The sequence below is a fragment of the Ruminococcus sp. genome (assembly GCF_017650195.1).
Taxonomy (GTDB): domain Bacteria; phylum Bacillota; class Clostridia; order Oscillospirales; family Ruminococcaceae; genus Ruminococcus.
In genome coordinates, this window is record NZ_JAGCFH010000165.1 from 1 (window position 1) to 17,825 (window position 17,825).

Here is a 17,825-nt window from a genome sequence, read left to right on the forward strand (position 1 = left end):
ACCTCGTAAACAACCTCGGACCTCACGGTCTCCCGCTGGCAATGAGAGCTGACTGGAACGATTGTATCAACCTTTCATGCTTCTCCGATACACCAGGTGAGTCCTTCCAGACATACACCAATCCTAAGTTCAAGGCAGAGGGCGGCTACTCCAAGATAGCTGAGTCTGCATTCGTTGCAGCCCTCTTCACATACACAGGACCTGCATTCGTAGGCATCTTAGAGCACCTCGGCAAGAAGGACGAAGCTGCAAAGGCTCAGGCTGAGATTGACAAGATGAAGAAGAATGTTATGGAATCCGCATTTGACGGTGACTGGTTCATCAGAGCCTACGACGCAAACGGTGAGAAAATGGGCTCCAAGGAGTGCGAGGAAGGCAAGATCTTCATTGAGCCTCAGGGCTTCGCAGTTATGTCAGAGATCGGTAAAGATCAGGGCGCAGATATCAAGACTCTCAACTCCATTGACAAGTACCTCAACTGTGAGTTTGGTCTTGTTCTCAATAATCCTGCATTCACAAAGTACTATATCCAGTACGGCGAGATTTCCACATATCCAGGCGGATACAAAGAGAACGCAGGTATCTTCACACACAACAACGCATGGATAATCTGTGCCGAGGCTTACGCAGGACGCGGCGACAAGGCATTTGAGTACTACAGCAAGATCGCACCTGCTTTCACTGAAGAGACATCTGATATCCACAAGACAGAACCTTATGTATACGGACAGATGATCGGCGGTAAGGACGCAAAGAACTTCGGTCAGGGCAAAAACTCATGGCTCACAGGTACAGCTGCATGGAACATGGTAGCTATATCACAGTACATTCTGGGTGTACAGCCTGTATTTGACGGACTCAAGGTAGATCCTTCCATTCCTCACGAGTGGGACGGCTTCACAGCAGTACGTAAATTCAGAGGCGCCACCTTCAATATCACAGTCAAGAACCCATCCCACGTATGCAAGGGTGTAAAGTCTATGACAGTTGACGGCAAGGCAGTAGAAGGCTGTGTTATCCCTGTATGCAGCGGCGGCACACACGAAGTTGAAATAATAATGGGCTAAGGCCATAAAAAAGGCGGACATTTTGTCCGCCTTTTTGCAGCCGTTAACCTTTAGCTTGTATGGGCACACATTTACAACTTATAACCGAACATAGGCCCGGTCTATACGTCACCCACGCTACAAAACCTCAGTTGACGTTCGCGAAGTTTGTGCATAATTGTACTTGAAAACCTTTCTGCACTGTGTTATAATATGTTCAACTTCAAAGCATATCAGATTAGTAGATAAAGGAGAGATCATTTATGACGCGAACAGCTCAGAACGCCAAGATCAAAACACTGGTCCTCACGGGACTGTTTTCCGCACTTATATTCGTATTCACAGCGTATATACACGTACCTACGGGAGCCGGTTACACCCACGCAGGCGACGGACTGATATATCTTGCCGCAAGCATACTCCCTGCACCCTACGCCGTAGCCTCGGGAGTTATCGGCGGTGCCCTTGCAGACGGACTTTCAGGATATCCGGTATGGATACCTGCAACAATACTTATAAAAGCAGTCACAGCCCTGTTTTTCAGCAGCAAGAGCGATAAGGTGCTGACCCTCCGGAATATTCTCGCAATTATCCCCTCCCTGGTAGTATGCGTAGTCGGCTACAGCCTTTATGAGGGAATATTTCTTTCCGGCGGAGTTAACAAAGCCGCTATAGTTGCCGCATTCAGCCAGACCCCCTGCTATCTGATACAGGTTGGAGCAAGCACGGTACTTTTCTTGGTCACCGCAGCAGCCTTCGACAAATCAGGACTAAAAAAACGTATATAAGCCGCATAAGCACGTTGCAGCCTTATGCGGCTGTAACTTTTCCGTAACCGCTTCCGAAGCATTGTAAATATTTTTATTTCTTTTTTTATTGCATTTGGCCAGACTATAATGTATAATTAGTTTATGCTTAAACCCGCCTCAAGGCGATTATTGTCCTGAACAAAGTTAAGGAAGGCGCATATTCCTTACAAAGCAGAGGATTTGCAGACATTTATCATCATAGACTACTGATCCGCTAAGCAACGCGGACATCCGTAAAAAACGAAAAGGAGTATTAATATGAAAAAAACAGCACTGGCAGTATCATTGTTACTTGCCATTTTATCTGCAGTATCATGCAGCGGAAAGAGCGAAAATGCCGCAGATAAGGCAGAGACGACCACAATAGTGACTACTGCAGAAGCAGAGACGACCACTGAAGCAGATGCAACAACCGAAGCTGCAATTTCCGAGGTCGAGCTTCCTGATCCTGCCGAAGGAACAGGCTTCAAGAGCGCAACTATCGAAGGAAACGTATATACCTCAGAGTATGCAGGCATGAAGATAAGCTTCTCAGATGATATGGAGATAAATGACAGAGCTGCAACCGAAGAAGAAATAAAGCAGATGTGGTCAATGTTTGATTCCGAGTATCAGGAGATGCTGAAAAAGGAGATTATTGAAGTTCAGGCACACCATGATTACGAAGGCTTTATTGTTACATACTATAATACAAAGCTCATGTTCCCTGACGAAGAGAACGTTACTGAAGACTACTTTATTGAAAAGGGCGATATAGTTCTTCCTGCCACGGATAGCGAGGAGGAACTGCAGCAAATACTCGACGAAGAAGGAGCTGTTGTAACAGGTCCCGAAAAAATCACCATGGGCGGCAAGGAATACTCAAAAGTATTTATCAAGCTTGAGGGTTATGGACTTGATCTTATATATTATGTAAGGAAGATCGACGACGACTTTACACTTGTTATCATGTCACAGGGTGAAACAGGCTTTGACCATACTAAATTTGAAACATCTGTTTCATCTGTATGATAATAAAACAATGGACTGCTAAGGGATATTCCCCCCCGGCAGTCCTTTTTGCTTATCTGAACATTCTCACCCAGGCAAAAATGTACGTTTTTTATGCACCATCGCTTATGAGATATAAAAAAGCGTACATTCTTATATAACTGCAAAAAGAATATACTTTCACAATTACAGGTATTCATAGTTCAAAATTATTTTCATTATTCAACGGTCTTCCATTGAATTTCATACCATTCCGCTTCCCTATGAACGGTATTATTCGTTCACGAAAAAAGGCAGACACTTACAGGAATGAGTTTTAATGCCTGATTCGCACGTTTGCTTTACAGCATTATCCTATGATATCCCTGCTGAACAAGCGCATTACATCCATTTTCAGTGCACGGTTCTGCGGCTTTTCCAGGAGGGGATCCTCCTCAAGGAGCTCTCTAGCGCAAGTCTGAGCGCGATTCATAAGCTCCATATTGCAGGCGATATCTGCTATTTTCAGCGGTGGAAGTCCGTGCTGGGCGTTGCCGAAGAAGTCTCCCGGACCGCGCATTTTCAAGTCTTCCTCCGATATCTTGAAGCCATCTGTAGTAGACGACATTATCTTCATTCGCTTCACACATTCATCGGTGGTATTGTCCGTGATAAGTATACAGCTGCTCTCGAAGCTGCCCCTTCCCACTCGTCCGCGAAGCTGGTGAAGCTGTGATAGTCCGAAGCGCTCAGCATTCTCTATGACCATTACCGCTGCGTTTGGCACATCTACTCCAACTTCAACAACGGTCGTGCAAATAAGCACCTGTATCTCACCGCTGCGGAACTTCTCCATGACCTTATCCTTCTCGTTAGCTTTCATCTTTCCGTGGAGAAGAGCTGTGGTATAGCCTTTCAGTTCGCCGTTTGCAGCGTTTTCTGCATAGGTCTTTACCGCAAAGAGCTCGCTTTCGCTCTCCTCTATCATTGGACACACTACATAAGCCTGCCGCCCTTCGTCAAGGCGCTCCCTGACAAAGCCGAATGCCCGGCTCCGGAGCTTTCCAGTAACCGCGTAAGTCTTTACTGGCTTTCTGCCCTTAGGAAGCTGAGTTATCGCCGATATATCAAGGTCACCATAAATTATCAGCGCAAGAGTCCGCGGTATAGGAGTCGCTGACATTACCAGCTTATGGGGAGAATCTCCCTTTTCCGCAAGAGCCGCTCTCTGCGCAACTCCGAAACGGTGCTGCTCATCGGTTATCACCAGTCCCAGTGCCCTATACTCCACATCCTTTTGGATTATCGCGTGAGTACCAACGATTACGTCTATATCCCCTGCGGCTATCTGTTCACGTATCAGCGCCTTTTTCTTAGGAGAGAGAGAGCCTGTCAACAGGCATACTTTTACGCCAAATGGTTCAAGAAAATCGCTGAGAGTGTGGAAATGCTGTGAGGCAAGTATCTCCGTGGGAGCCATGAGCGCTGACTGTATGCCGTTTCTTGCCGCAAAATAGCATGCCGCGGCTGCAACAGCTGTTTTTCCGCTGCCAACATCACCCTGTAACAACCTGTTCATTGGCACTCCCCTACAAAGGTCATCCGTTATTTCAGATACCGCTTTCTTCTGGTCGGCGGTGAGCTCAAAGGGAAGCCCATCCGTAAAGCACCCAATATCCACGGACTTATCCATTCTGAAGGCTGTGCTACGTCTGCTCCGAGACTTCATAACAGACATACCTATCTGCAATTTCAGAAGCTCGTCAAAGGCAAGTCTGCGCCTTGCGCTCTCAGCCGCAAGCTCACTCTCAGGGAAGTGTATATTCTCCAAAGCCCACATCAGCGGACAGAGATCATATTTCCGCAGTATATCACCGGAAAGTGTCTCGAAGGGTTCATTGCGCATGAGCTCCAGCGCCTGACGCATATTCATGCGTATCATGTTCACGGATAATCCCTGTGTAAGGTGGTATTTGGGCTGTATCAGCACCTTTTCTGCTGCGCTTATATACACAGGCGAGCTTATCTCCTTGCGGAGAAAATTGCCCGTGACCTTGCCATACATATAATAGGTCTCGTTTTCCTTCATTGCCTGAAAGTAGTACACATTATTGTATACCACTATAAGGATATCGTCGGTTCCGTCCGTAGCGGCTGCCTTGCATATCACAAGTCCGCCCTTTATGCGCTGAGGCGGCATTTTACGGAACACCGTCAATTTCAGTACATTGTATTCATTGAGCACCGCCTGCTGCACGGGTACGTGAGTTCGGAAATCAAGATAATCCCTCGGGATATGATATATCAGCTCGTAGGGAGTTGTCACGCCAAGCTTGCGGTACTTCTCACCCCTTGCTTTGCCCACTCCCTTAAGATACTCTATATCGCTGAAAAGTGTTGCTGCCATAACTGCTCCTTATCATGAAAAGCTCAGAACTAAAAGCTCAGTATCCCGGGCTCTTAGTTCCGAACTGTCCGTATCTGACCATAAAAAGGGCGGACATACTGTCCGCCCCTGTGGTTGTTTACCGATCATCTCTGCTCACAGATGAGCTTTATAGCGGTTCTCTCTTCGCCGTCGATCTGGATGTTAGCAAAAGCAGGAATACATATAAGATCAATTCCTATCGGAGCAAGATAACCTCTTGCGATAGCGATTGCCTTCACTGCCTGATTTGCCGCACCTGCACCGACTGCCTGAACTTCAACAGCCTTCTGCTCTCTTATGACGCCGGCAATAGCTCCGGCTACAGAATTCGGTGACGAGTGTGATGATACTTTCAGAATTTCCATTACAAATAACCCTCCTGATATAAATATTTGTACGTATATTGTCAAATGCCTTTAGGCTATTGTACAATTGTATTATAACTTATTCTTAGAAAAAATGCAATACTTTTGAGCAAATTTTGTAGACTATCTTATAATTATTCTCTCGATTTTGTGTGATTTGCCACATTTTTCATCAAAATTAACTATAGTTCCACAAAGGAAGCAGTCACCCTCGGCGACCTGAAATTTCACGGGCATCCTGAACCTGAGCCTGTCCACCGCAGATACCGTATCTACGCCTAAACATGACAATTCAGGTCCAACCATTCCCACATCTGTAATATATGCAGTATGACCTCCGAGTATGCATTCGTCTGCGGTCTGTACATGGGTATGAGTACCGAAAACTCCGCTTACCTTTCCGGTAAGATAGTGACCCATAGCCTTTTTCTCGGAGGTAGCCTCCGCGTGGAAGTCAAGGAATATATTCGGAGTGTCTATCTTCTCAAGAAGCTCATCCATTTTGCTGAACGGGTTGTCGAGTGGGTCCATATACACAGTGCCCATAAGGTTCACAACGGCTACGGAATAGGCTCCCATATCCAGTATCCTCACTCCGCTGCCTACGCAACCGCCCTCTGGATAATTGGCAGGACGTACTATATAGTCGTACTCAAAGAGCTCCATAGCATCCTTATGGCGGAACGCGTGATTTCCCGTGGTTATCACGTCAGCCCCTGCCCTGACCAGCATATCCGCGGAGGCGTGGTTGATACCATTGCCCTGTGCGGAGTTTTCTCCGTTCACGATAGTAATGTCTATATCATGTGCGAGTTTGAGCGCTCCCAGCTTTTCCGAAAGGAATTCGCATCCGGCTCTGCCCACAACGTCGCCTATAAAAAGCAGATTCTTCATACCCCTGAGTTACTTCTTTTCGTTCTTTTTCTTCTTACCGCCCAGGTCAGTATCATAGGATATGCCCGTACCCTGAAGACTTACTGTGGCTTTTTTCTTGTTATTGACGGTGAATTTCAGCTTTTTTCCTCCGATAGAAGGACCGTCTACCGAAATGCTGCCGCCCTTCTTGTTCTTGTTGAATTTAAAAAGCTTGCCTATCTTGAAGCTCTTCCTAAAATGAAATCCCATAATTCTTCCTCCTGTCATAAGTGGTCGAATGCTCCCGTATATCAGAGCACTACTGTGCTCTCGAGGACCGCCTTGCTGTACCGCCATTCCGGATACATACGCTGTAACAAAGCGTAAAAGTCCTTGCTGTGGTCAGGGTGTACAAAGTGACAAAACTCATGGGTGACCACCTGTTCTATACAGTGCCTCGGCGCTTCGATAAGACGCCTGTTAAGCGTTATTATCTTCTTGTACGGATGGCAGCTTCCCCAGCGTGAGGTCATGGTGCGAAGCTTAAGCTCCGGAAATGACAGGTTGTACTCGGAAAACCTTCCGTGTACATCCCTCATTATATCCGTAAACACCTCCCTGCACACTCCGTCGAGCCATGCAGTGAAAAGTCGCTTCCTGCGCTTTATATCCTCCGTATCCTTAAGGTGGAGATACAGCACAGAACCCTTTCTTTCAGAAAACTCCCTGCTTCCACGAACCACCTTCAGCTCTATCTCCGTACCAAGAAGCTTTATCGTTTCTCCACTGACATACTCCAGTTCCACCGGCTTTATCTTAGGGCAGCTGCGGTAGTACTCCTTCGCACGCTTTATATACTTGCTCTTTGCTTTTATGAAGCCCTCTATCTCCCGCACTGCCGCTCTTTGAGGTGCAGATACGTATACCGAACAGTCTGGCTTTACGCGCAAATTGATATTCTTTATCTTCTTGCGCTCCAATACATAATCTATCTCGCCGTCAACTGTAAGTACGGCATGTTCTTCCTTCTGTAACGCCATTTAATCACCGTAGGTATAAGTGCCCTTGATATGTCCGCAGGCTATGATATTGCCACCGTTCTCGCCGTCCATATAATTAAGGTCCTCCATGAGTCGGGTGTCGTTGCTGTTGTTAAAGTTACCCTTAAGCTTGTCTGGTGCTTCCTTGAGCGCGAACACCAACACCTCGTATACCTGGGTGCCCTCAGGCGGATATGGTCCGATGTATTCGCTTTCGGGAGCCCAGCCCTTGGGAAGAACAGTCTCGCTGCCAATCAGGGACTTCCAATGCATCCACGAGCTGTAACCGATGGAGCCTGTATCTATCATATAAACAGCATAGCATGACGCACCGTCAACGGGCTGCCATGCTAGCTGAGGCGATCGGTTGGAGCCCTTCTTGGTATTTGTTATGTCCGTATCCCATACTCCGTCGTGAAGATCCTCGGAGCTGATGTCAAATATTGCAAGTTTTGTAAGGTCGAGATCGGTCTCCTTAGCAGCTGTCAGTGCAGGTGCAAGTGCTTCCTCGGGGACCGCCTGCTCTGTCACAAGCGGGGCAGCTGTGTCAGCACTGCCGGATTCCATATCCGGAGACTCCTGAGTACAAGCCGCATTAAGACTAAGAACAAGGGCTACGCATAAAAATGCCGTGATTTTTGATCGTCTCATGTTTTTCCTCCTGTTGCGTTTGATTGATGCGGATATTACTGTAGGATGTTTTATATCAGAGCTTTGTGAAAAACCTTTCGTGAGTCTCGAAGACTCCGCCGGGCTTTACCTCACGGTAGCCTGTAATATCAGGTGAAAGCTTAAGGTTCGGCGCATCTATCATCGCCGTCATGGGCTCAGGACAGAAGAAGTGGTTAAAGCCGCGGTCGTTCCAGATTATCCAGAAGCCATACTCCTCCGATACCTCATAGCATATCTTCTTTCCGCTTGCAGTATCTTCGGCTATTATGCCATGGAACTTCTCACCGTCAAGCTGTGTGTACTCGCCAAAGTACATCTCGTTGTCAACTACGCGGAGCACAGGAAGCTTTACTCCGTTCCTGTACTCTAAGTCGTGCATATTCGGCACCTTAAACTGTTCCGTAGGCAGGCAGCGCTCGTTGAGCTCGCAGCGCTTTCCTATCGGCACCGTAAGACGTATATCCTCTTCCCTGCCGCCGTCCACAAATGGAGAGCTTATAGTGGTATGGGAAGCCAGCGACATGGGTAATACCCTGACGCCGTCTGTATTCACAAAGCGTATATTCTGTTCAAGTCCCTGTTCGGAAAGTGTGAAGGTGTACTCCACTGTGAATCTTACGGGGAGAAACTCAAAAAACTCGTCTTTATCCCCATATACGTATCTTGTCTTTACCCATGCGCAGTTGTCGTCGGAGCTGTACTCCACCACTTCATGAGCTCTCTTGTGCAGGAAACCGTGGATATGATTGTTATAGGGCTCCTTCTCGTTTACCGGAAGCTGATACACAGCATCGGAGGCCCTGAGCACTCCGTCTGCAAAGCGGTTAGGAAGGTAGAGGGTAGGAAGCCCCCATACCTCGGGAGACTGCTTTATCTTGTCGGCAGTATTCTTCGGATTGAAGCGAAAAAACTCTATCCCGTTCTCATTATCGCGGAGACGTATGACGTTGGAGCCTATGCCAGCTGCCACCCATGCTTCATAACCTCCAGCGTTAAGCTTTATGCAGTCAATATCATTCCATTGGAATATTTCTGCTGTGTTCTTCATTTCTATCACAATCCTTTTTTAAATATGTTTTATCTCTTTTAATCAAGCTGACTATAGCTGCACCGATACGAAACAATACTGCCCAGCAGAAACCGCAGGCAAGTATTATAAGCATTATGGTAAGTCCGATGCCGCCGAGGAATCTGTGTCCGAAAAGTTTCTCCATTTCAATGGAATCTGTGACATAAAGCATAACAGGCACCAAGATTCCATAGCCAAGCAAATATGCAGGAGCCGTAAGCTTAGTCGGGAACTGTTCATTCAGCTTCTTTTCACGGTAAAGAAAGTATGCAGGCAATGCAAGCAAAACCGCGCTCATTACAAACATGACCGCAAACATTAAATTACTTTCCTTTGTGATAACGTCAAGCGCTCCTGCTGCAAGATATACGACCATAGGACAGATAACGCCCATCAGGAACGATCTTATTAAAATTCTGCCTTTCATAGCTTTATCAGTCTATTCTGTTCTCCATGTCGGTGTACTCCCGCATGGGCGATATCGCTTTGTAGGCAGGACGGATTATCTTGTTTGAGTTTATCAGTTCCTCTATCCTGTGAGCCGACCAGCCTGCTATTCTCGCCGTTGCGAAGAGAGGCGTGAATAGCTCGTCTGGTATGCCAAGCATACGGTATACGAAGCCACTATAGAAGTCCACGTTTGCGCATACTCCCTTGTATATTTTTCTCTCCTCGGATATGACCTCTGGAGCGAGCTGCTCTACCAGCGAATACAGTGCGAATTCATCATGTCTTCCCTTCTCGGAGCTGAGAGACTCAACAAAGCCCTTAAAGACCTTGGCTCTCGGATCTGACTGAGAGTATACCGCGTGACCCATACCGTATATGAGTCCAGACCTGTCGAAGGCTTCCTTGTGGAGCAACCTGCGAAGATACGACTTTATCTCCTCCTCATCAGTCCAGTCCTTTACACTCTGCTTCATATCGTCGAACATCATAGCCACCTTAATGTTGGCTCCGCCGTGCTTGGGTCCCTTCAGGGAACCGAGAGCCGCTGCTATTGCGGAATAGGTATCCGTACCAGAAGATGATACGACATGTACGGTGAATGTGGAATTGTTTCCGCCGCCGTGCTCAGCATGAAGTACAAGGGAAAGGTCGAGTATCCTCGCTTCCAGCTCGGTATACTTCCTATCCTCCCTCAGCATATAAAGCAGATTCTCAGCTATGGAAAGCTCTGGCTGGGGGCTGTGTATAAAAAGGCTTCCGCCCAGTCTTGCATACTTGTAGGCGTGATATGCGTATGTAGATATCACTGGGAAAAGCGTTATGAGCTCTATGCTCTGACGTAGCACGTTGGGTATAGATATATCGTTTGCCCTGTCGTCGTATGAATACAGCGCTAGAACGCTCTTCGCAAGTGTATTCATCATATTGTCGGTAGGGGCTTTCATTATTACGTCGCGCATGAAGTTCGAGGGAAGCTCCCTGAACTCGGCAAGTATATTCCGGAAATCGGCAAGCTCCTGCTCCGAGGGCATCTTACCAAAGAGGAGAAGGTATATGGTCTCCTCAAAGCCGAAACGCTTCTCTTTAATGAATCCGGTGACGATATCTTCGACATCAATTCCTCTGTAGTATAACTTTCCATCGCCGTGATTCGGCATACCGTCGCCCATATCGAGGACCTTTATCGTGCTTATATTTGTAAGCCCGGCAACTACTCCGTTGCCGTTTATGTCACGAAGACCGCGTTTTACGTCGTACTGAGTGTAAAGCTCTGGATCTATCCTGTAACCTTCCAGCGACATTTCAGCCAGCTGGATTATTTCCGGAGTAAGTTCTGAAAATCTGTATCTCATCTATCGTCATCCCTTTCATTATTACGGTCTGTACTAATAATAGTATATATTACTTATTATAGGTGATTTCGGCGGTTTTGTCAAGCATCATCTGTCGGGAGAAAATATTATTTTTCGGCATTTTTCGGCATGATGTAAATAATATTGACTTTCCACTTGAAAAAAAACGTATAATATGGTAATATATATTTGTCGGCTGGTGCCGGCACATGATATAGCATAAGGGTTACTTCCGCATTTTTATTTGCAGAGGAAAGGAGATAATAATATTGGAATCAGTAAAATACACCTGTCCGAACTGCTGTGCAGACCTTAAATTCGACCCGCTTCAGCAAAAGCTGACCTGCGAATACTGCCTCAGTTCATTTACAGTTGAGGAAATAAAAAAGCTGTGTTCTACCACTGAAAACAGCATACCCAAGGAGGAGGTACAGGTCGCTGACGACTTTGAGAACAACACACACCTCTACCGCTGCGACAGCTGCGGCGCAGAGATAATGGCTGACGCTCAGGAGACCGCTACCTTCTGCTACTACTGCCATAACCCTGTTATCCTTTCAGGGAAAATGGGCGGCAAATATAAGCCAGACAAGGTCATCGGATTCAAACTCACCAAAGAAAACGCCGTAAGCAGCTTCAAAAACTGGATAGGCAAGCGCTGGTTTGTGCCGAGCGACTTCAAATCGGAGCAGCAGCTCGAAAAACTCACGGGTCTCTATGTCCCATTCTGGATGGCTGACTGCCATGTGAACGTTGACTATTCCGGTACCGGCAAAAAGGTAAGAAGCTGGACTAGCGGCAGTTACAGATATACCGAGACCAGCACATATCATATAGTCCGCAAGGGAGAACTGGTCACAAGAGGCGTGCCGGCTGACGGTGAGACCAAAATAGACGACCTCCTCATGGAGGCTATAGAGCCCTTCGATTACAGCGAACTGAAGGACTTCTCCATGTCCTACCTCAGTGGCTTCTTCGCTGATAAGTACGACGAGGACAAAACCCAGGTCTTCCCACGTATACGCCTGCGCTCAGAGCAAGCATGCGCTTCTCTCGTAAAGGACAGCATATCTGGATATACCTCGGTTTCGCCACTTGCTCAAAACTATAATATCACCCATACCGACTGGCAGTATACAATGCTGCCTGTATGGTTCATGTCTTACAAGTACAACAACAAGGTATATGAATTCGCCATAAACGGACAGACAGGCAAACTTGCAGGCACTCCGCCCCTTTCAAAAGCCAAGCTCGCCCTGTTCAGTTGTAGCATAGGCGCTGCTGTCTCGATAATCTCTATGCTTTTCGGAGGTATCATAAGTCTATGAAAAAGATGTCAATAGCTTATATCGTCATTGCCTTCGTCGTGCTGCTTGCAGGTCTTAATTTCATAATAGCCAATCAGTCCTCCAAGAATTTACACGTTGAGTTTTCAGATGATGATGTATACAAATCATGCGTTGTGGACGAGAATGGTATCTTTGACAACGATCAGGCACTGTTTAGCGACCTGAACGAGACAGTCAGGGAATGTGCAAGGAAGAACAAGCTCAATCTAATGGTGTTCCTTCCAGACCAAACCAAGCGTTATTACTCTGACGATGAGGTAGAGGAATTCACGGATAGATATTACGATCAGACCTTTGGAGAATACACTGACGGTATCCTTTATTATATAGATATATCCGGAAAACGTCCTGCCTATGATGTTATTTCAAAAAGCGGAAGTGCAAGCATTATATATACAGAAGCAGTTTGCCAGAGAATATACACCTCTCTCGACAAATATCTGCCCTCCTCATATTCATCTGAGCCTCTTGAACCAGAAAAACTCGGTATGGCAATAGAAAGCTTCTGCCAGGATATAACGGATCTTAATTCTGACAGACCGAGAATGAGCTATTATGATGACGGAGATTTCTATAATCGCGATTATACCTACATGAAAAACGGCAAAACATATATCACCAAGAGCCCACCGCCTGCAAAAAAACTGCCGAGGCTTATCTTTGCCGATCTTTTAGGTGCTGTAGTCGCTCTCATAATATTTTTTGCGACAAAGAGCAGATATAAGTTCAAAAACAAAACCAATCCTAGACTATACCTTAACGACGGCATATCGAGCTTCTCTCAGGTAAGCGACGTATTTCAGGGTACCCATACCACCAAAACCAGAATCGAATCCAGCGGTGGCGGTGGAGGAGGTCACAGAAGTGGTGGCGGAGGCGGTTATCACGGCGGCTCTCACAGTCACAGCGGTCATCACAGATAATAAACGGCTCGGTACGCAAATATACTCGGAGGCGGTGAATCTCGGGTGCTTCTTTTTGGGATTTTGTCGAACTCATTTCTTGTAATTCACTTGCAGATGTAGTAGCTAATTGCACTAACCATTACAGAGGAAAAAGTATGTTATATATGCCGTGAGTTTCAACTCCTTCCTGACGGAAGAAGATGACATTATGAGTATATCATATAATTGCGTTTTTCCAAAATAAAAGCTCCTGACATTGATGTGATCAGGAGCTTTTTGATGTCTTATGCGTTCATGCCAAGATCGATAGCCTTGAAGTTGTTAGGAATAAGTGCTGCCTTCTTAGGCGGTACGACCTTCTCGATAGCCTTCTGCATTGTCTCAAGCGAGCAGATGCTTGTCTCCTTGAGAAGCTTGCCAAGAAGAATGATGTTTGAGCCGCCCTTAAGGTCGTTCTCATCTGCCATCTGCTGTGACGGGATACCGAAGAGCTCAATGTCAGTCCTATCTGTATCAGCCTCTATCATGGAGCTGTCGAAGAATACCTTTCCTCCGGGACGAACGCAGCTTACGAACTTGTCGAAGGAAGGCTGGTTCATTGCAATAAGAAGATGGGGTGTGAGTACGAGAGGTGAACCAATAGGATCATCAGAAATAGTTACTGAACAATTGCAGGTACCGCCTCTCATCTCAGGACCGTAAGACGGGAGCCATGAGAGCTCCTTATTGTCCATAAGTCCACAGTATGCAAGTATCTTTCCTGCGAAGAGGATACCCTGTCCGCCGAAGCCTGCAAGAAGGATTTCTGTAGTAGCCATTACTCATTACCTCCTTCTGTCTTTGGGAATACTCCCTCTTCTACGTCCTTGTATACGCCGAGAGGATAGTACGGAATCATTTCGTCCTGAAGTCTCTTGATAGCGTCAAGAGGTGCAAGTCCCCAGTTTGTGGGGCAGGTAGAAAGTACCTCTACGATAGAGAAGCCCTTGCCTGCCTTCTGGTTCTCGAATGCCTTGCGGATAGCCTTCTTTGCAGCCTTGATATGGGGAACGCTGTCAACTGCCACACGCTCTGCATAAGCAGTACCTGTGAGCTGTGAGAGCATCTCACATACCTTTACAGGATAGCCTGCAAGCTCGGGGCTTCTTCCGAAAGGTGTAGTCTGTGTTACCTGTCCGGGAAGTGTTGTAGGAGCCATCTGACCGCCTGTCATTCCGTAGATAGTGTTATTAATGAAGATAACGACGATGTTCTCACCTCTTGTAGCTACGTGTACAGTCTCAGCAGTACCAATAGCGGCAAGGTCACCATCACCCTGATATGTGAATACGAACTTATCGGGGTTTGTACGCTTAACGCCTGTTGCAACAGCCGGAGCACGTCCGTGTGCAGCCTCGATCATATCACAGTTAAAGTAGTCGTAAGCCATAACTGAACAGCCTACAGGACATACTCCTATAGTATCGCCCTCGATACCCATTTCGTCTATGACTTCACAGAGTATTCTGTGTACTATACCGTGTGTACAGCCAGGGCAGTAATGTGTAGGAACGTCGATGAGCGACTTTGGTCTTTCAAATACTACAGCCATCAGAGGGCACCTCCCATTCTCTTGATCTCGCCCAGCACCTCAGCAGGTGAAGGAATAACGCCGCCTGTTCTTCCGAAGAACTCAACTGGCTTTGAGCAGTTGATAGCGAGCTTGATGTCGTCTATCATCTGTCCCATTGACATCTCTACGCTGAGAAGCTTCTTTGCGTTCTTTGCAGCCTCGTTGATCTCCTTTACAGGGAAAGGCCACAGTGTCTTAGGACGGAAGAGACCTGCCTTGATACCCTGTGCTCTTGCATCGTTTACAGCAGACTTTGCAACTCTTGCTGTTGCGCCGAATGCACATACGAGTATATCGCAGTCCTCTGTGAGGTAAAGCTCTGCCTCTGTCTCTGTTTCCTTGATTATCTCGTATCTCTTGTAACGCTCAAGGATAGAATTTTCAAGTTCATCAGGCTTTAGATAGAGTGAGTTGATTATATGGTGCTCTCTCTTCATCTTATGACCGTTTGCAGCCCAGCTGCTCTTGTCATAAGCCTCGGGATTGATCTCGGGGAATGTAACAGGCTCCATCATCTGTCCGAGAAGTCCGTCTGCAAGGATCATTGCAGGCATACGGTATTTGTCGGCACGGTCGAAAGCCTTAACTACGTAGTCAACCATTTCCTGTACTGATGCAGGAGCGTATACCAGAAGCTGGAAGTCACCGTGACCGAGTGCCTTTGTAGCCTGCCAGTAGTCAGCCTGTGAAGGCTGGATACCGCCGAGACCCGGACCGCCTCTCTCTACGTTGATGATTACAGCAGGAAGGTCTGAACCTGCTATGTATGATACGCCCTCGCTCTTAAGTGAGATTCCGGGTGAGGACGATGATGTCATTGCACGAACGCCTGTTGAAGCAGCGCCCAGTACCATATTTATTGCAGCGATCTCTGACTCTGCCTGTAAGAATACGCCGCCCGCCTTATGCATACGCTTTGCCATATAAGCGGCAAGCTCTGTCTGAGGAGTGATAGGATATCCGAAGAAACATTTGCAGCCTGCTCTGATAGCAGCCTCTGCCAGCGCCTCGTTACCCTTCATAAGATTTCTTTCCAAAGCTAAACAGCTCCTTTCAACGAATATAGATTATTTTTCAATAACGATAGCGCAGTCAGGACACATAGTTGCACACATTGCACAGCTTATGCAGGCTGACTGATCGGTACATTCTGCGTAAAAATAGCCCTTCTTGTTACGCTTTTCCTTCTGGAGCGCAACGATTTTCTTGGGACAGGCAGCTGTACACAGGCCGCAACCCTTGCAACGCTCGGTGATAACTGTCATTTTAGCCATACACTTTTTCTCCTTTCAGATGAAATGTTCATTTATGGTCAAATAAGGAATTCGGGGTTCGGAATCCGGGATCAAACCACTTTTAGCTAGATCACGCATTCCGAATACCGCATTCCGAATTTTCATCAGCCCCAGACGGGCTTTACGTATATCTTCGCCGGGAATACGTCGGGCTTATCCGACTGTCCTGCGATGTCCTCGGGATATACGGTATATATGACGGGAAGTCCCGTTATACGTGAGGTCTCCTCAGCAAAGGGGCGTGACTGCTCGATTATATCAAGAGTGGTCTCGCAGCCAAGGTTGGTATTGTTGACGATAGCCGTATGCTTCATACGTGCTGCCGCCTCTATCTCATACATCAGCTTTGTGACCTCCTCCGCTGTATTTGTGAGGTAGCGACGCTGATTGATGACATAATACATCTCTATACTGTCCCTAAACTGCTCAAGGGCTTCCGCATAGCGACCAAGCGCAACTGCTCCGGCATCGTCGCCGCCCACATCGATTATAAGGCAGTCCTCGTCGGTGGCAAGCTCCACCACGTCGAACTGTATCGACGGTATATCAAGGTTGCTCCTTGCAAAATCGGGAGCTATGAGCCTTATACCCTTTTTCTCGAAAAGGTCCTTGAAATCGGCAGTTCTGAAATAGGGATTTACGATGTCAAGGTCTACTATAGCTGCGGACTTGCCCTCCGCTGCGGCTTTTACCGCAAGATTCACGGAAAAATTAGTCTTTCCGCTGCCGTAATGACCTGTGATTATCTTAATATTCTTCATAAATATCCTCTTGAATTCTTTGTGAAAAATCCTACAACCTATATTATACCACGTTAAAGCATTAATTGCAAGTAGTATTTTTTCCTCCGCACAACTTGTACGTTTGACAAGGTAAACATAAGGAGCCCCGTGCAAAGAGGCTCCTTTATTATCAAACTTCCGTGTTATCAGAAGCATTATCAGTCTGCTGATCGTCGAATGAAGGCTGACCGCTGAACTGCTGTCCATGTCCGCACTGTGGGGGCATCGGCGGTCTTCCGTTCTGTGCTATCTGCTGCTCATTCTCGTCATTTATGATGTTGTTGATATCGCTCATAACTTAATTCCTTTCTGCAGCTTGGCTGCCTTTGATACTGTTATTATATACCTGTTAAACGGCAGCAGCATGAAATTATGTGACAGACCATGAAAAAAACTATTTTTTTACGAAAAGCAAAGAAATCCCCCGACTTAAAGTCGAGGGAAGTTATACGCTCATTATTCAGCGTCTGTATTCTTTTCGATATAGTTTACGATATCTCCTACTGTCTTGATCTCTTCTACAGCCTCATCGGGGATCGAAAGATCAAACTCATCCTCAATAGTTGTTATAAGGTCAACAACATCGAGAGAGTCAGCGCCAAGATCGTCCTGAATGTTTGAATCAAGGTTTACTTCGTCTGCCTCCACACTGAGCTGTTCTGCAATAATATCTTTGAGTTTTTCAAAAATCATTATCTGGTCCTCCATTTTTCTTTTATTTTCTTTATTTTTTTGTCAAAATCGGTTCATTCATTGAACGCTCCGATTTTTCTAAATTTAGTATAGCGTTCTTTAAGCAAAACGTCAATATCTTTTTTGCATTTTTC

20 protein-coding genes and 1 pseudogene are annotated in these 17,825 nt (G+C 46.5%); 5 read left to right on the forward strand and 16 right to left on the reverse strand.

Going from position 1 to position 17,825, the window contains the following annotated elements; all coding sequences use genetic code 11:
• From J6U00_RS07695 to J6U00_RS07705, 3 genes and pseudogenes are all read left to right on the forward strand, one after another.
• Window positions 1–1,067, forward strand: a pseudogene (locus tag J6U00_RS07695) (glycosyl transferase); the annotation flags it as partial.
• A gap of 242 nt (window positions 1,068–1,309) precedes the next feature.
• Window positions 1,310–1,834, forward strand: coding sequence for a TIGR04002 family protein (locus J6U00_RS07700; protein ID WP_296580740.1), 525 nt, complete (start codon window positions 1,310–1,312; stop codon window positions 1,832–1,834).
• A gap of 279 nt (window positions 1,835–2,113) precedes the next feature.
• Entirely contained in the window at window positions 2,114–2,866 is a 753-nt protein-coding gene (locus J6U00_RS07705; RefSeq protein WP_296580742.1) for a hypothetical protein, read from the forward strand.
• A gap of 328 nt (window positions 2,867–3,194) precedes the next feature.
• On the opposite strand, the gene recG is transcribed toward J6U00_RS07705, so the two are convergent.
• From recG to J6U00_RS07750, 9 genes are all read right to left on the reverse strand, one after another.
• Window positions 3,195–5,231 carry an ATP-dependent DNA helicase RecG gene (gene recG / locus J6U00_RS07710; protein ID WP_296580744.1) on the reverse strand — a complete coding sequence of 679 codons (2,037 nt, stop codon included), beginning with the start codon at window positions 5,229–5,231 and terminating at the stop codon, window positions 3,195–3,197.
• A 125-nt stretch (window positions 5,232–5,356) separates the two neighbouring features.
• A complete protein-coding gene (locus J6U00_RS07715; protein WP_024861514.1) occupies window positions 5,357–5,617 on the reverse strand; it encodes a stage V sporulation protein S in 261 nt (86 codons plus the stop codon).
• A gap of 123 nt (window positions 5,618–5,740) precedes the next feature.
• Window positions 5,741–6,511, reverse strand: a complete 771-nt coding sequence (locus J6U00_RS07720) for a TIGR00282 family metallophosphoesterase (protein ID WP_296580746.1) — start codon at window positions 6,509–6,511, stop codon at window positions 5,741–5,743.
• A gap of 9 nt (window positions 6,512–6,520) precedes the next feature.
• Window positions 6,521–6,742, reverse strand: a complete 222-nt coding sequence (locus J6U00_RS07725) for a DUF4236 domain-containing protein (RefSeq protein WP_296580748.1) — start codon at window positions 6,740–6,742, stop codon at window positions 6,521–6,523.
• A 41-nt stretch (window positions 6,743–6,783) separates the two neighbouring features.
• Window positions 6,784–7,512, reverse strand: a complete 729-nt coding sequence (locus J6U00_RS07730; RefSeq protein WP_296580750.1) for a SprT family zinc-dependent metalloprotease — start codon at window positions 7,510–7,512, stop codon at window positions 6,784–6,786.
• On the reverse strand, window positions 7,513–8,163 hold the full coding sequence (locus J6U00_RS07735) for a YbhB/YbcL family Raf kinase inhibitor-like protein (RefSeq protein WP_296580752.1): 651 nt from the start codon (window positions 8,161–8,163) through the stop codon (window positions 7,513–7,515).
• A 55-nt stretch (window positions 8,164–8,218) separates the two neighbouring features.
• Window positions 8,219–9,232 (reverse strand): aldose 1-epimerase, encoded by a 1,014-nt coding sequence (locus tag J6U00_RS07740; RefSeq protein ID WP_296580754.1) that lies wholly within the window; start codon window positions 9,230–9,232, stop codon window positions 8,219–8,221.
• The gene (locus J6U00_RS07745) at window positions 9,198–9,680 is read right to left on the reverse strand and encodes a hypothetical protein (protein WP_296580756.1); all 483 of its coding nucleotides are present in this window, start codon (window positions 9,678–9,680) and stop codon (window positions 9,198–9,200) included. Before J6U00_RS07745 ends, J6U00_RS07740 begins: the two co-directional genes overlap by 35 nt.
• Before the next feature lie 7 nt (window positions 9,681–9,687).
• A complete protein-coding gene (locus J6U00_RS07750; RefSeq protein WP_296580757.1) occupies window positions 9,688–11,055 on the reverse strand; it encodes a citrate/2-methylcitrate synthase in 1,368 nt (455 codons plus the stop codon).
• 269 nt (window positions 11,056–11,324) lie between these two features.
• On the opposite strand from J6U00_RS07750, the gene J6U00_RS07755 reads away from it, so the two are divergent.
• A complete protein-coding gene (locus J6U00_RS07755; RefSeq protein WP_296580759.1) occupies window positions 11,325–12,383 on the forward strand; it encodes a hypothetical protein in 1,059 nt (352 codons plus the stop codon).
• Window positions 12,380–13,327: a hypothetical protein gene (locus J6U00_RS07760; protein WP_296580761.1), complete on the forward strand. Its 948-nt coding sequence runs from the start codon at window positions 12,380–12,382 to the stop codon at window positions 13,325–13,327. Before J6U00_RS07755 ends, J6U00_RS07760 begins: the two co-directional genes overlap by 4 nt.
• 266 nt (window positions 13,328–13,593) lie before the next feature.
• On the opposite strand, the gene J6U00_RS07765 is transcribed toward J6U00_RS07760, so the two are convergent.
• The 7 genes from J6U00_RS07765 to acpP form a co-directional block, all read right to left on the reverse strand.
• Window positions 13,594–14,127, reverse strand: a complete 534-nt coding sequence (locus J6U00_RS07765) for a 2-oxoacid:acceptor oxidoreductase family protein (protein ID WP_296580763.1) — start codon at window positions 14,125–14,127, stop codon at window positions 13,594–13,596.
• A complete protein-coding gene (locus J6U00_RS07770; protein ID WP_072950984.1) occupies window positions 14,127–14,900 on the reverse strand; it encodes a thiamine pyrophosphate-dependent enzyme in 774 nt (257 codons plus the stop codon). Before J6U00_RS07770 ends, J6U00_RS07765 begins: the two co-directional genes overlap by 1 nt.
• Window positions 14,900–15,943, reverse strand: a complete 1,044-nt coding sequence (locus J6U00_RS07775) for a 3-methyl-2-oxobutanoate dehydrogenase subunit VorB (protein WP_296580769.1) — start codon at window positions 15,941–15,943, stop codon at window positions 14,900–14,902. Before J6U00_RS07775 ends, J6U00_RS07770 begins: the two co-directional genes overlap by 1 nt.
• A 45-nt stretch (window positions 15,944–15,988) precedes the next feature.
• Window positions 15,989–16,195, reverse strand: coding sequence for a 4Fe-4S dicluster domain-containing protein (locus J6U00_RS07780; RefSeq protein WP_294753460.1), 207 nt, complete (start codon window positions 16,193–16,195; stop codon window positions 15,989–15,991).
• A gap of 125 nt (window positions 16,196–16,320) precedes the next feature.
• The gene (locus tag J6U00_RS07785; protein WP_296580765.1) at window positions 16,321–16,977 is read right to left on the reverse strand and encodes a cobalamin biosynthesis protein CobQ; all 657 of its coding nucleotides are present in this window, start codon (window positions 16,975–16,977) and stop codon (window positions 16,321–16,323) included.
• Window positions 16,978–17,128: 151 nt separating this feature from the next.
• Window positions 17,129–17,293 (reverse strand): hypothetical protein, encoded by a 165-nt coding sequence (locus J6U00_RS07790; protein WP_296580767.1) that lies wholly within the window; start codon window positions 17,291–17,293, stop codon window positions 17,129–17,131.
• 161 nt (window positions 17,294–17,454) lie between these two features.
• The gene (acpP, locus tag J6U00_RS07795) at window positions 17,455–17,691 is read right to left on the reverse strand and encodes an acyl carrier protein (RefSeq protein ID WP_294753468.1); all 237 of its coding nucleotides are present in this window, start codon (window positions 17,689–17,691) and stop codon (window positions 17,455–17,457) included.
• Between the last annotated feature and the right edge of the window lie 134 nt (window positions 17,692–17,825).

Coding starts and splice junctions, on each gene's coding strand:
- J6U00_RS07700 (WP_296580740.1), top strand. CDS start 1,310: ATGACGCGAACAGCTCAGAACGCCAAGATCAAAACACTGGTCCTCACG.
- J6U00_RS07775 (WP_296580769.1), bottom strand. CDS start 15,943: ATGAAGGGTAACGAGGCGCTGGCAGAGGCTGCTATCAGAGCAGGCTGC.
- acpP (WP_294753468.1), bottom strand. CDS start 17,691: ATGATTTTTGAAAAACTCAAAGATATTATTGCAGAACAGCTCAGTGTG.
- J6U00_RS07790 (WP_296580767.1), bottom strand. CDS start 17,293: ATGAGCGATATCAACAACATCATAAATGACGAGAATGAGCAGCAGATA.
- J6U00_RS07715 (WP_024861514.1), bottom strand. CDS start 5,617: ATGGAAATTCTGAAAGTATCATCACACTCGTCACCGAATTCTGTAGCC.
- J6U00_RS07725 (WP_296580748.1), bottom strand. CDS start 6,742: ATGGGATTTCATTTTAGGAAGAGCTTCAAGATAGGCAAGCTTTTTAAA.
- J6U00_RS07745 (WP_296580756.1), bottom strand. CDS start 9,680: ATGAAAGGCAGAATTTTAATAAGATCGTTCCTGATGGGCGTTATCTGT.
- J6U00_RS07720 (WP_296580746.1), bottom strand. CDS start 6,511: ATGAAGAATCTGCTTTTTATAGGCGACGTTGTGGGCAGAGCCGGATGC.
- J6U00_RS07760 (WP_296580761.1), top strand. CDS start 12,380: ATGAAAAAGATGTCAATAGCTTATATCGTCATTGCCTTCGTCGTGCTG.
- J6U00_RS07735 (WP_296580752.1), bottom strand. CDS start 8,163: ATGAGACGATCAAAAATCACGGCATTTTTATGCGTAGCCCTTGTTCTT.
- J6U00_RS07780 (WP_294753460.1), bottom strand. CDS start 16,195: ATGGCTAAAATGACAGTTATCACCGAGCGTTGCAAGGGTTGCGGCCTG.
- J6U00_RS07765 (WP_296580763.1), bottom strand. CDS start 14,127: ATGGCTACTACAGAAATCCTTCTTGCAGGCTTCGGCGGACAGGGTATC.
- J6U00_RS07770 (WP_072950984.1), bottom strand. CDS start 14,900: ATGGCTGTAGTATTTGAAAGACCAAAGTCGCTCATCGACGTTCCTACA.
- J6U00_RS07705 (WP_296580742.1), top strand. CDS start 2,114: ATGAAAAAAACAGCACTGGCAGTATCATTGTTACTTGCCATTTTATCT.
- J6U00_RS07730 (WP_296580750.1), bottom strand. CDS start 7,512: ATGGCGTTACAGAAGGAAGAACATGCCGTACTTACAGTTGACGGCGAG.
- J6U00_RS07750 (WP_296580757.1), bottom strand. CDS start 11,055: ATGAGATACAGATTTTCAGAACTTACTCCGGAAATAATCCAGCTGGCT.
- J6U00_RS07785 (WP_296580765.1), bottom strand. CDS start 16,977: ATGAAGAATATTAAGATAATCACAGGTCATTACGGCAGCGGAAAGACT.
- J6U00_RS07740 (WP_296580754.1), bottom strand. CDS start 9,232: ATGAAGAACACAGCAGAAATATTCCAATGGAATGATATTGACTGCATA.
- recG (WP_296580744.1), bottom strand. CDS start 5,231: ATGGCAGCAACACTTTTCAGCGATATAGAGTATCTTAAGGGAGTGGGC.